The organism is Prevotella denticola (genome assembly GCF_900454835.1).
Taxonomy (GTDB): Bacteria; Bacteroidota; Bacteroidia; order Bacteroidales; family Bacteroidaceae; genus Prevotella; species Prevotella denticola.
The window spans coordinates 764,509-776,742 of record NZ_UGTM01000002.1 but is presented as its reverse complement, the minus strand read 5'-3'; the positions used below and the strand labels follow the sequence as shown (position 1 = coordinate 776,742).

11 protein-coding genes are annotated in these 12,234 nt (G+C 48.7%); 7 read left to right on the top strand and 4 right to left on the bottom strand.

Features of this window, described 5'->3' with window-relative positions:
- Positions 1-212: 212 nt before the first annotated feature.
- The 4 genes from DYH27_RS11275 to DYH27_RS11260 form a co-directional block, all read right to left on the bottom strand.
- Positions 213-629: a hypothetical protein gene (locus DYH27_RS11275; protein WP_025067546.1), complete on the bottom strand. Its 417-nt coding sequence runs from the start codon at positions 627-629 to the stop codon at positions 213-215.
- An 11-nt stretch (positions 630-640) separates the two neighbouring features.
- Positions 641-1,888 (bottom strand): primase-helicase family protein, encoded by a 1,248-nt coding sequence (locus DYH27_RS11270; RefSeq protein WP_029216523.1) that lies wholly within the window; start codon positions 1,886-1,888, stop codon positions 641-643.
- A gap of 468 nt (positions 1,889-2,356) precedes the next feature.
- Positions 2,357-2,740 (bottom strand): hypothetical protein, encoded by a 384-nt coding sequence (locus DYH27_RS11265; protein WP_019189219.1) that lies wholly within the window; start codon positions 2,738-2,740, stop codon positions 2,357-2,359.
- 2 nt (positions 2,741-2,742) lie between these two features.
- Positions 2,743-3,966: a site-specific integrase gene (locus DYH27_RS11260; RefSeq protein WP_029216522.1), complete on the bottom strand. Its 1,224-nt coding sequence runs from the start codon at positions 3,964-3,966 to the stop codon at positions 2,743-2,745.
- Positions 3,967-4,385: 419 nt separating this feature from the next.
- Here DYH27_RS11260 and DYH27_RS11255 point away from each other — a divergent pair, with 419 nt between their 5' ends.
- From DYH27_RS11255 to DYH27_RS11225, 7 genes are read left to right on the top strand one after another with little or no spacing between them, the layout of a single operon-like run.
- On the top strand, positions 4,386-5,063 hold the full coding sequence (locus tag DYH27_RS11255; protein WP_004353472.1) for a CRISPR-associated endonuclease Cas6: 678 nt from the start codon (positions 4,386-4,388) through the stop codon (positions 5,061-5,063).
- A 3-nt stretch (positions 5,064-5,066) separates the two neighbouring features.
- Positions 5,067-6,542, top strand: coding sequence for a Cas10/Cmr2 second palm domain-containing protein (locus DYH27_RS11250; RefSeq protein ID WP_013672143.1), 1,476 nt, complete (start codon positions 5,067-5,069; stop codon positions 6,540-6,542).
- Entirely contained in the window at positions 6,539-7,090 is a 552-nt protein-coding gene (locus tag DYH27_RS11245) for an RAMP superfamily CRISPR-associated protein (RefSeq protein ID WP_013672144.1), read from the top strand. The genes DYH27_RS11250 and DYH27_RS11245 overlap by 4 nt, the downstream gene beginning before the upstream one ends.
- 4 nt (positions 7,091-7,094) lie before the next feature.
- The gene (locus DYH27_RS11240) at positions 7,095-8,543 is read left to right on the top strand and encodes a hypothetical protein (RefSeq protein ID WP_025067544.1); all 1,449 of its coding nucleotides are present in this window, start codon (positions 7,095-7,097) and stop codon (positions 8,541-8,543) included.
- A gap of 14 nt (positions 8,544-8,557) precedes the next feature.
- Positions 8,558-9,943 (top strand): RAMP superfamily CRISPR-associated protein, encoded by a 1,386-nt coding sequence (locus DYH27_RS11235; RefSeq protein WP_025067543.1) that lies wholly within the window; start codon positions 8,558-8,560, stop codon positions 9,941-9,943.
- Positions 9,924-10,334, top strand: a complete 411-nt coding sequence (locus DYH27_RS11230) for a TIGR04423 family type III CRISPR-associated protein (RefSeq protein ID WP_025067542.1) — start codon at positions 9,924-9,926, stop codon at positions 10,332-10,334. The genes DYH27_RS11235 and DYH27_RS11230 overlap by 20 nt, the downstream gene beginning before the upstream one ends.
- A gap of 3 nt (positions 10,335-10,337) precedes the next feature.
- Positions 10,338-12,035 (top strand): TIGR03986 family type III CRISPR-associated RAMP protein, encoded by a 1,698-nt coding sequence (locus DYH27_RS11225; RefSeq protein ID WP_025067541.1) that lies wholly within the window; start codon positions 10,338-10,340, stop codon positions 12,033-12,035.
- Positions 12,036-12,234: the final 199 nt, after the last annotated feature.

Here is a 12,234-nt window from a genome sequence, read left to right as displayed (position 1 = left end):
TCTTTTTTAGATGTTGTCATTATCTTGTTTTCGTTGCCTTGATGTCCTTAGATACGGTCGGTGGACAATCGTTGAAAGGAGGAAAGACTTCCTTTCGGCTTGCTCGTTTCTTTATGCCGACAGGCTCGGCAGGGGGTGTCCAGAGGGGTGCAACCCTGTTGGCTTATTGAGGGATTTTTAGCGGACACAGAGTGAAGCGTTAAGAAAATCCCCTAATAAGCTACGGTATTTTCTCTTTTGAAAATATCCGTACCGTACTTACCACGTGGGCATTTGCCCCTGCCACTTCTTTCCCTTATAACCTGAAGTCCCCACGGTTTCTCCATCGATGCTGCCGATTGGACTTGTTTCTCCGAAGGCATACTTGGACTGCACCCGAATATCTGAATACCCTGCATGCTTGGAAATACAGAATGCACGGCTTGCCGTGACTGCCTTTTTCTGTTGCTTATATCAGCGTGTCTTGCCTGTTCCGTTTCAGCCTGTAATGCCACTGCCGTTTCCCACCGAAGTCGGAGTGATGAAAATTCTGATGAATTGATGAATATTGTTTCAATAATCTGGAAATCAACAGAATATGCTTTCATCATGCCCTCATCAAGCCACTTATCGAAGCTGAGTCTCATCATTTCCACTCCCCCTATCCCTGCATTTCCTCCAACTGCTTCCTGCCGACGGTGTAGAAACGCCCCGTGCGCCTTACCTCCGTGTATGGGCGCATGTTGTCATAGCTCGGTTGGCAGGTCGTATAGGTGAGCGTGTTTTCGGCAGGAGTGAGTTTCCATATATCCTGCACAATACGCCTTACCTGCGTCCTGTCCGTCCTGCAGCCTGCGCAGTTCAGCAGAAGGAGCATGTCGTTGATGCAGAAAGAGAAAGCGGACGCTTTCATGCAGTCCATGACTTCAAGGCAGGTTTCCGCCATCTCCACCTCCGTCCTGTTGCGGTTGCTCCGTATAATCCTGCTCAGGGCTTGCGTGTGGATGAGTTCGGGACTGAACCACATACGGCTCTCTTTCTTCGTGGAGAGCGTGCGGTGCTGGAGAAAATAGAGGAAGGCGGGTATTTCCTCCTTTACCCTTTGCAGGAAGTCCGTGTCGTCCTTTTCTATCCTCCCCACCTTCCTCACCCAATAGCGTGTCTCTCCTGTGTCGATTATGACGGGCAGACGTTCGTTGTTGGAGCATAGTACGAACTTGGCGAAGAATGAAATCTCATCCCTGTCCTTGCCCTTCGCCTCCACCTTGTAGGAAAGGGTGGTGCTGAGGTTCTTGAGCCGCTCGCTGTCCTCCCTGCGGTCGAGAAGCACCTCGTCCACGAGGATGAGCAGTTTCCCTGCCCAGTCCGAGTTGAACTGACTTCGGAAGTCCTCGTTGGTGTTGAAGGTTACATTGCCCCCGAAGAGGGCTTTGAGGAAGTTGAGGAACGTGCTCTTGCCCGTGTTGCGCTCCTCTGATACGAGCAGCAGGATGGGCAGTTTCTCTATGGGATGCAGGTAGAGTAGTTGCAGGTAGTCCATGCCAAGTTCGTACTGCTCCCCGAAGATGTGCCTTGCCAATGCCTCGATATGGGGAAACTCCCCTTGCTTCGGATGATGTCCCGTCGGCTCGTAGAGGTTGAGGAAACTGCCTACTACGGGCTGATAGTTCACATGGTCGGGGACGGTGCAAAAACCGTCATACTTCGGGACGGTCGCCAGATAGTCCCTGCCGTAGTCCTGACGGAGCGTCTCGTTGTTCCACACGATGCGCTTCCTTACAAAACCGCCTCCGACAAGAGGCATGTCTGCAAGTTTGTAGAGCGTTGTGCCCACACGGACGAAAGCCCCGTCCTTTTTTCTTTTTTCGGGCATATCTTCCAGCAGCCCGTCATTGTTTTTCTTATCCATTTCTTTCTTGCTTAAATGGTTGATATATAGCATCGTGCAAAGTTACGGACATCGTTCGGAAAACTACTTGTGAAGAATGGCGCGGAACGGTGAAAGAAAAACGGAATGGAATAAAAACAGGGGAAAGCAGGGAGGTGCGGAGCAAGAATTGAGGGGAACAGGAGGATAATTTTGCAGGATTTGTCGAGGGTTGCTGAAAAAGGGAAAATGCCTTTTTCTTTCATCGTTCGCAAGCGTCTGATGATATGTTGATGAACTTGCAATCGCTTGATATTCAATCATATTATATCAATATTCATCAATTCATCAAAATAAAAGAAGTTGTGTTCGGTATGTTTTTCTTTTCTCGGCAGTCCTATACGACTCGTCCCTGACTGTTATCCCTGCCCTTCAACCACCCAAAAAGAAAAAGGTTTATTCCCCATCGACACAAGGGGATAAACCTCTATAAACCTCTGTCAAGGCGTTTCAGCAGGGACTGCCTGCCCGTGCAGGAAGGAGCATGACAAACCTTTCGTGCCGTTCGTTCAGCATTGCGATGACATGCTCCCGAAGCCTTTTTGCCCTTTGCGACCTGATACGGAACGCAAGGGCTATGACCATTTCAAGGCTGTACGCATCAAGCCAGCGACCCTCCGCCACCCTTATGTTCCTCTCTGCCGTGCAGGGATGCAGCAGCCCGACCTTGTATATTTCCTTGACCTGCGTGCGGACGGAATGTCCGAACACGCCAAACAGGTTGGCAATCTCATACTCGCCCATCCATATCTCGCCGTTGGGTATAGTGACGTTCCCGTGTTCGTCCATCGTGATTATCTGACGAGCATTGTTGTTTGTATCTTTCCCTTTCATTGTTATCCTATCTTGATATTGCCGAATGATACGTTGAGCTTACTGCCGAGCATGGAGAGGTCGGTGTCGAGTTTCTCGGTGGTTATCTTCGCATAGAGTTGCGTGGTTACGATGTTCGTGTGTCCGAGTACACGGCTCACGCTCTCGATGGGCATGCCCTTGCTGAGTGCCAATGTCGCAAAGCCGTGCCTTGCGCAGTGGAAGGAGATGTCCTTTGTGATACCGCACTCGCAGATGACTTTCTTGAGCCTCTTGCAGACCGTCCAGTAGTTGATGTCCCCGAATATGGAGTTGTTTCTCTGATAAGGTCTGTATCGTTCGATGATTTGCAGGGGGACATCAAGCAACTTCACTTGGAACGGAACATGCGTCTTGTGTCTTCTCGCAAGTATCCACTTCTCGCCGTTCACCTCCACTATATCGTCGGTGGTGAGTTCCTTCAGGTCCACGAACGAAAGGGCGGTGAAGGAGGCGAAGACGAACAAATCACGCACGAAGGCGGAGTGACTGTCGGCGAACTCGTGCAACATCAGTGCCTTCAGCTCGTCCTCCGTAAGGAACTCACGCTCCTTCGTGTTCGGACTGACATGGAACTGCGCGAACGGGTTTCTGGGTATCTTGCCGTTGAAGTGCGCACGCATCACCACGCCCTTGAGCCACATGCAGTTCAGCCAGATAGTGGCGTTCCTGTTTCCTTTCACCGTGCTGAGGTACACGGCGAAGTCCCTGATGAAGTCGGGGGTGAGTTCCAGCATCGACATATCGCTGCGGTTGTACTTGTAGCGGATAAACCTCGCCGTGTTTTCCCTTGCCCTGAGCATCACCTTGTATGTCCCCATGCTCCTGTCCTTGCCCACACGCTTGAGCAGGGAGGCGCAGTCCCTGTCAAAGGATTTGAGCAGGGTGTCGTACTCGCTGCCAAGCCCCTGATAGGCGTTGCGCACCATCTCTGCCGTGACGAATGCCTCACGATCGGAAAGCCTTTGGTAGTGCTTGATGATTTGCGCCTTGATGTTGTCAAGCGAGAGATTGGTTGCGATGGCTTCCTTGCTCCTACCTTTCGCCCTGTTGCCTCTCACATCCCACAACTCCCTCGGGATGGTGCGCTTGCAGCTGAACTGTGCCACCGTGCCGTTGATTGTTACACGCCCCATGATGGGGACGATACCGTTTTTCTCCTTGCTGCCGTTCACATAGAACAGCACCTTGAATGTGCTTCTTGCCATTGCCTCTTCTTTTTGGTTGCAAAATTAAACATGAAAGAGCCTAACCCTGCTATGCAAAATATGGAGCAACAAAGCAACAGCAACGGATGCACGGAAAATCGCTGTTTTTCTCCTTTTTGGTGGAGGTGGTTACCCTGCTTTCGGGTAACGATTTGAAAACCTTTCTGTCGCAATAATCCGCATATTACTGCCTCGTGGCAGGTGGCGGATTTTCTGCAGTTTGCGCCGTATGTCCTTAATAATCAAGCCCAATTGCGTTAAACTGCCGACTTTATGCAAATATTACAGCAATTTTCTGTATCTTTGTATCGAAAAACCTAAACACCGTGCATCGATTTGCGTTATGCCGAGGTCCAATACCTGGAGTTGCGTAAATTCAATGGTAAGACACATAATGGCCTGAACAGAAAAAAGAAACTATGACCCAGATAAAGACACTCACCATCCGGTTCAATCTGCCTTTACACCATTCGGAACTGCCTTTGTTCCGAGGTGCCATCATTGCTGCCGTCCCATCAGGCAACCTGCTGTTCCACAACCATGACGGCACAACTTTGCGCTATGCCTACCCGTTGATTCAATATAAACGGATGGGTGGAAAAGCAGCCATCGTCTGTATCGGTGAGGGAGTGCAGGCCATGGCTGAATTGCTTGCAGACGGCGATTTCACCATCAATATCGGTAACAGGAAAACAGAGTTGAAGATCGAAAGCATCAGCTCAGGAGAAACCGACGTGAGGCAGTCTCCCTCTCCCCTCCTCTATCACCTTCGTGGCTGGCTGCCGCTGAACGAGACGAACCATGCACTGTTCCAGTCGACAGAAAGCATGGTCGGCCGGTTGCATCTGCTGGAACAGATTCTGACAGGGAACATCCTTTCCCTGCTGAAAGGGCTGGGAATCTTCATTGACTTCCATCTCCAGACGGTCATCACAGACTATTCTGCAGTCCGCCCCGTCAACTACAAGCACGTCTGCCTGACAAGCATGGACCTCTGTTTCAAAACCAATATCCTGCTGCCTGAATACGTCGGATTGGGAAAACACAGCAGCATAGGGGCAGGCCTGTTGACCAAGGAAAAACAAAACAATCTATAACATATGACAAAGTTTTTATACGGAGCATCTGTACAAGGCATCCAACGGTTCATCTTCCAGACTAACGAGCTGAAAGACATTGTCGGAGCAAGTGAGTTAGTAGAGTTCATCTGCACAGACCTCTTCCAACAGACAGTGGGAGAAGAGTGGACGGAAAACAACCGGATTATATCGGCAGCGGGGAATGTGAAGTACGTCTTCGAGACAGAAGCCGAATGCAGGGAGGTGGTGCGTACGTTCCCGAGAAAGGTGATGACCGAGGCACCTGGAGTGACCATCAGCCAGGCTGTTGTGGAACTTGGCGATGATTTCACACAGGCTGTGAACGAACTTGAAGGCAAACTGCGCAGTCAGCGGAACAGGCCCGGCAGGAGCGTGACGACAGGGAGGCTCGGACTGAAACGGTCGCCACAGACGGGCTTTCCCATCATAACTGTTGACAACAATGAACCCCTTGATGCCTCTACCTTTGCGAAAAGGAAGCGCAACGATACGCCGTGTCTCTGCCAGAAGAGCTTCGGAAAGGCCGTAAAACTACAGGCAGGTACTTCCATTCCTTTTGAAATATCCAAGATGACAGGGAAGAACGACTGGATAGCCATTGTCCATGCTGACGGCAACGGCCTTGGACGGGTCGTGCAGGAAATCGGACATCAGATAGACGACTTCAAACGGTTCTCCCATGCCCTGGACCATGCGACACTTGCTGCCGCCAATGCTGCCTACCGGAAGGTAAGCCCTGAAGAGGGCTGGAAGGACACCATACCCATCCGCCCGATCGTGCTGGGGGGAGACGACATGACCGCCATCATCCGCGGAGACCTCGCAATAGAATATGTTGCGGAATTCATGAGACAGTTCGAGAAAAACACTGGTGAAGGCGAACTGCGGCGCATTCTGGAGAAAGCCGGCATGGAACGGCTGACAGCCTGTGCCGGCGTGGCTTTTACAAAAGCGGCTTATCCTTTCTATTATGGCTATACCCTGGCTGAACAGCTATGTACCAGGGCAAAAAAGCGGGCAAAAGAAAACAATGCCGCCACGGCTCCCTCCTGCCTGATGTTCCACAAGGTGCAGGACTCATTCATCATGAACTATGATGAAATAGAGAGGCGTGAGCTGACGACTGCCGATGGCAACTCATTCTGCTACGGCCCCTATTTTCTCAACAAAGGACAGGAACCTGCAGCCCACTACAGTATAGACGAACTGGAAAGTCTGAGTAGAATGCTGGACGACGAACAGACAGACGGCATAAAAACCGGTATCAGACAGTGGCTGACGCTCATGTACGAAAACGGGGGAAAGGCTGCCCAAAGATTGAAACGGCTGCTGACGATGAATGAAAGCCAGCGGCTGTTGATTGAAAAACTCACAGACGGAAGACCGTTGGAAAAGGATAGGAAAGTGTACCCGGCATACGATGTGCTGGCACTCCATACGATTATAAACCAACAGACAAAGGAGGAAAGACAATGACAGACGTAAGATACAAGATAACATTTTTTTCCAGCTGGCACTGTGGATCGGGACTTGCCGCAGGTGCCGATACCGACGAACTGGTCATCAAGGACCGAGACGGTCTGCCCTATGTGCCAGGACGCACCGTAAAGGGACTGCTCCGTGAGGCAGCTGCCATGCTCACCCAGTTCATGGATGTTCCAGAGGAGAGTATTCACCGGCTTTTCGGACAGGGAGGCGATTCGGACAGCTTCGGGTGCAGAAGTGATGTGTCGTTCACCAATGCGACACTCGACAAAGGAGAACGGGATGCCATCATCAGCCAGCAGCTCACGCCACATCTCTACCGGTCGGTGGCATCGACAGCCATCGGGGCGGACGGTATTGCAAAAGACCATTCGCTCCGGAAGGTGGAGACTACGCTACCCTGCTGTGTCTACGGCACGGTGATGAATGTCGACGAGCGAGATGTGGAGGTACTGACCCATGCCTTCAGATGGATCAAGCGGATGGGGCTGGGACGCAACCGCGGCTACGGACGTTGTGAGATAACAAAAGAAGATTAAGACTATGGAAAAGATACAATTCGGATGCGAGCTGCTTTCAGACATTGTTCTGAACGACTCGTCGGCAACAAAAGGGAAAAGAAGAAGCCTGGACTTCATTCCGGGGAACAACTTTTTGGGGATTGTTGCAGCACAATTATATGAGGAGACGGACGAGGCTGCATGGCTCATCTTCCACAGCGGACACGTCCGCTTCGGCGATGCCCACCCTTCAGCCAACGGCACAAGGGGACTGCGCATACCCGCCGCATTCTTCTATCCGAAACTGAAAGGAATGGAAGACGGCTGCTATGTCCGCCATCTCGTAGAGGACGATGCCGCCCGGGGAATGCAGCTGAGGCAATGCCGGGAGGGCTTCTGCGCTTTCGGTCCGGATCATATTGCCACGCAGATTACCGTCGACAAGGACTTTGCCGTCAAGTCGGCATACGACAGCGACACACGGAGGCCGATGGACAACCAGATATTCGGCTACGAAGCTCTTTGCAGAGGACTCGTCCTGCTGTTCTCCATTGAGATTGACGAGGAGGCAAAGGCGTATAAAGACGCCATTGTCAAAGCCATCTGCGGACTTCATCATGTGGGACGCTCACGTTCTGCACAGTATGGATGCGTGGAAATAGCAGAGTGTGATTTTGAAGAAGCTGCCACACTGCAGACTCCCTTGTACATTGGCAGCCGGCAGTACGTCGCCGTGTATGCAGACAGCCGCCTTGTCTTTTTCGACGGGTATGGGAACAGCACGTTCCGGCCACAGCCTGCCGACCTCGGGATAGAGCATGGAGAGATTGACTGGGGACGGTCTCAGATTCGCACCTTCCAGTATGCGCCGTGGAACTACAAGCGGCAGGCGTTCGATGCTGACCGCTGCGGAATAGAGAAAGGAAGTGTCTTTCTTGTAGAGACAGACTGTATGCCGCCTGCAACAGGCACCGTAGGCTGCTATCTGACTGAAGGGTTCGGACAGGTTGTCTACAACCCGGTTTTCCTACAGGGCGACAAGGAGGGGCACTCTATCTTCCAGTTTGTCAAGCAGGAGAAGCCTGCCTGCGAGAAGAGAGGAAAAGGAGTAGACAGCAGCCTGGTACGATTCCTGCGAAAGAGAAAGGAAGATGCTGAAAAACAGAATATTATCATCACGGAGGTAAACAAATTTGTTGAAACAAACAAGGAACTGTTCAAGCAAGATGTGTTCGCCTCGCAATGGGGAAGCATCCGCAGTCTTGCCATGGTCTACGAAGATGAAGAGAAGCTGAAAGAAATCATCGGCAGCAGGAAACAAGACGAGGAGGGAAAAGGCTATATCAACCACGGAATGGCAGCAGAAAAATGGAATCAACGTGGACGAAAGGAAAGGCTCTGGGAATTCTTGGAGAATGAGGATTTCAAGGGATATCTGCAGGAGGCTGTCATCAACCTGGCATCAGAAATGGCGAAGATTTGTAAACCATAAAACAGTGAACTAAAATGAAAAATACATATAGATACAGGCAACTGGCAAGAATCATCCTGGAAACAGAAACGCCGCTTGCAATCGGAAGCGGGAACAAGGACATCAAGACCGACTCTGTCGTTTCAAAAGATATAAACGAACTGCCTTACATCCCTGCAACGACCTTGGCAGGACTTATCCGACATTCACTCCCAGAGGAACTACAGGAGTATTGGATGGGATTTCAGACGAAGAAGGATGGAGAGGGGTCGCGAATCATTCTTTCTGAAGGCAAGATATTGTCGGCCAACGGGAATCCTATTGACGGACTGAACCTCGTAAAAGACAAAATCACACAGTTGTGCCGTGAGCTGCCCATCCGCCAGCATGTACGCATCAACCAGCAGGGGACGGCTGTGAAAAACGGTAAGTTCGATGAAGAAATCGTACCGAAAGGCGTACGTTTCTGTTTCGAGATAGAACTGATGGCAGAAAAAGACAAGCCCGGCATAATGGACACGATACTTTCCATCATCCAATCGGATGGATTCCGTATCGGCAGTGGAAGCCGGAGCGGATTCGGAAAGATAGAAGTTGTCGGCATCCTTCGGAGGGACTTGGATCTCTGTGTACCGAACGAGCTAGAGCTCTACCTTGGGAAGTCCTCGTCACTGGCAAAGGAATGGGAAGGGTACAGGCCGTACACACCATCTGCGACAAAAGAGTCTGACTGCATCTTATACACACTGGAACTAAGGCCTGTCGACTTCATGTTTTTCGGCTCTGGTTTCGGCGACGACCGGTCGGACATGACCTTTGTGCGGGAACCGGTCGTCACATGGGACAGGGGAGAAGCAACTGTTGAGGAGCTGGAACGAGTGATACTCATCCCAGCCTCCTCCGTCAAAGGCGCACTGGCACATCGCACGGCCTATCATTACAACCGGCTGGAAGGAGTATTTGCAGATAAAAAAACCGCAGAAGAACTTGAACAGGGTACCGGCAAAGAAAATAAAGCCGTAAAGACTTTATTCGGTTCTGAAGGCGACCGCAAAGGAAAGAACAAGCAGCGAGGGAACATTCTTTTCTCAGATGTCATCGAGAAGCAGAAAGCACCCCTTGAAAAGAAAGTGCTCAATCATGTCAAGATAGACCGTTTTACAGGTGGAGCGGTCGACGGAGCACTCTTCTCAGAGGAAGTACTCTATGCACCCGGAAAGACTTTCAACCTTGAATTGATGCTCCGAAAAACGGCTGTAGATGAAAAAGACGGAAAAATCGTCAAAGCCTTTGAAGCAGCGCTGATCGACCTCTGCAAAGGCTATCTGCCGCTGGGGGGAGGCGTGAACCGCGGCAACGGAACATTCAAAGGGAAACTAAATAAAAACGGAGAAACGATCTATGATGAATATAAACTTTGACCTTCCTTACGAAGGCTATCTGTGGATGAGCAATAAGAACCATCCATGTGTGTATTGTCCCGAGGCTCTGATTGACAGAGGACTGTTTGACGGCCATAATCCGTTTGTGACAGAAGGCTATCTGTTCAACCATGAGAAGGGCATTTCCATCAGCATAAAGTATGTTGATGGACGATACCGTATTTATATAGACAAGGTGAAGCCATCCGACTTCAACAGCAAGGACACGGACCGCCTGTGCTATCTCACCCAGCGCATGGACCATTCGGATGCCCTGTGGGCTGAGTTCCTCCGTTACTGGACGGAGACTCCCGACCCCGCCTGCCACAGCATGAATGTACTGGAAATAGAGAAAGAACTGTTTGTCGGATTCAAGAAAAAGGAGGAATAGATTATGTATAAAACCAAACAACCAACTTTACAAGAACAATTCTATAATCCATATAGTTTCGTTCCACTAAGTAACCATGTTTTCAAGTATGGAGAAGAAGAGAAACTCCAATTTCTGTTTGCCAACGATGTACCTTTTAGTGATGGACTATCGGGCAATATATTTGTGACTTTCAAAGCAGAAAGTCCTTTTTGCGTCAGGTCAGAAGACAAAAGAAGTTGCAATATTAAAGGTCGGTATTTTGTACCATCCACATCCATCAAGGGTATGGTGCACTCGGTGTTTGACATAATAACGTTATCCAACATAAGAAATTTCACGGAAAATTCACGGTTCAGTATGAGAGACCTTATAAGCAAAGACTATGAGCTTAAAGAAGTCCACCCCAAAAGTGGCTTTCTCATACTCTTAAATGGGAAATATTATATTATCCCTTGTTACAACTGGAAAGTTTCGTATGAGGATATAAAGATCGAGGAGGGAGTAGATGTTAGAAAAGGTAAAACTGTAGGTGAGAAGTACAGGATGTTACCGAACGGTTATGTCTTCCAGACGAAAGACAATCTTTTTCACTATTGGTTTTTCTCTGGCTTTATGAGCAACAAGCACCATGAATACGACTTTGCTCTTCCAGCTTCTATTAATCAGGGAAATCTCATACCGCTAAGGGATAAAGAACTCAAAGATTTCCTCTTTATTCATGAGAAAGAAAATAAAAACAAGTCTTGGATATTCTGGAAAAAGAAAATACACAATTTCTCCAGTATGGATGAATTGAAAGCTGTTGGATACAGAGGACTTGCCCCCTGTTTTTACAGGTCGGAGAAAGATGAAGCGGGAATCTATGTAAAAGATTTTGGATTCTCATTTCTGTATAGAATGCCATATCAGAAAAAGATACATGATTGCCTTCCCGAAAGCTATAAAGGAGACACTTTTGATATGTCGCAGGCTCTCTTCGGCTATGTAAATCCGCATGTCAAAAATCAGAAAGAGATATGTCTCAAAGGAAGGGTAAGATTCTCTAATGCATTCATTGAGAATGCAGAACAGGAAGGTGAACATACGTTCATTCTAGGCTCCCCAAAACCAACGTATTATCCTTTCTATTTGCAGCAAAATAGAGAAAAGCTGACCACCTTTGCTTCTGACAATCCAATCATATCAGGATGGAAGCGTTATTTAGTACACAACCATGTTCAGAAAGGAACAAAACTGGGGAAAGGAAGCGAATCTTCATTTGTAGCGTTGAAGGCTGGGGCAAGTTTCACAACAGAAATACATATACATAATCTGCATCCCTATGAAGTTGGAGCATTATTGGCAGCACTTACATTCTGTAACCATAAGGAATGCCATCATACTTTAGGATATGCTAAACCATTCGGTTATGGAAAAATGAGAATGACAGATTTGAAGTTAGACCTTAAGCCCAACAACAGTGATTCTTATGCCTTAGAAACAGATACACTGATGGAGCTTTTTTACAGAAAAGTCTGTGATAATACCCATATCAGCATTGGTGAGTACCGGAGTTATGTGAGAAACCTCATACAGATAGCTTCTGATAACTATACAGATTATTCAATCCGCTATCCACGACTGGACAACTATAATCCTTCGGCTGGGAAAAAGAAAAGTGAATTCGAGATCATCAAGAAACTAAAAATGTCTATCAATGATTTTAGTCCCATAAAATAGATTAAATTTTCATACATAATATGTATGAAAACCTCTGGTAAGGTGTGTCCTTCTGTCAAGATGCCATCATTCAAAAAAGATATAATCAATAAAAGTGGAAGCGATTGTTAATCACTCTGTGAGTAAACACCACTGAGAATGAAAATGATGCCTGGTTACACTATTAGGATTCTCTCCTACTTACCGGAATCAAAATCTT

Bases quoted from the DNA above. Each gene is read 5' to 3' on its own strand.
- DYH27_RS11275 (WP_025067546.1), bottom strand. From the start codon at position 629: ATGATGAGACTCAGCTTCGATAAGTGGCTTGATGAGGGCATGATGAAA.
- DYH27_RS11270 (WP_029216523.1), bottom strand. From the start codon at position 1,888: ATGGATAAGAAAAACAATGACGGGCTGCTGGAAGATATGCCCGAAAAA.
- DYH27_RS11265 (WP_019189219.1), bottom strand. From the start codon at position 2,740: ATGAAAGGGAAAGATACAAACAACAATGCTCGTCAGATAATCACGATG.
- DYH27_RS11260 (WP_029216522.1), bottom strand. From the start codon at position 3,966: ATGGCAAGAAGCACATTCAAGGTGCTGTTCTATGTGAACGGCAGCAAG.
- DYH27_RS11255 (WP_004353472.1), top strand. From the start codon at position 4,386: ATGACCCAGATAAAGACACTCACCATCCGGTTCAATCTGCCTTTACAC.
- DYH27_RS11250 (WP_013672143.1), top strand. From the start codon at position 5,067: ATGACAAAGTTTTTATACGGAGCATCTGTACAAGGCATCCAACGGTTC.
- DYH27_RS11245 (WP_013672144.1), top strand. From the start codon at position 6,539: ATGACAGACGTAAGATACAAGATAACATTTTTTTCCAGCTGGCACTGT.
- DYH27_RS11240 (WP_025067544.1), top strand. From the start codon at position 7,095: ATGGAAAAGATACAATTCGGATGCGAGCTGCTTTCAGACATTGTTCTG.
- DYH27_RS11235 (WP_025067543.1), top strand. From the start codon at position 8,558: ATGAAAAATACATATAGATACAGGCAACTGGCAAGAATCATCCTGGAA.
- DYH27_RS11230 (WP_025067542.1), top strand. From the start codon at position 9,924: ATGATGAATATAAACTTTGACCTTCCTTACGAAGGCTATCTGTGGATG.
- DYH27_RS11225 (WP_025067541.1), top strand. From the start codon at position 10,338: ATGTATAAAACCAAACAACCAACTTTACAAGAACAATTCTATAATCCA.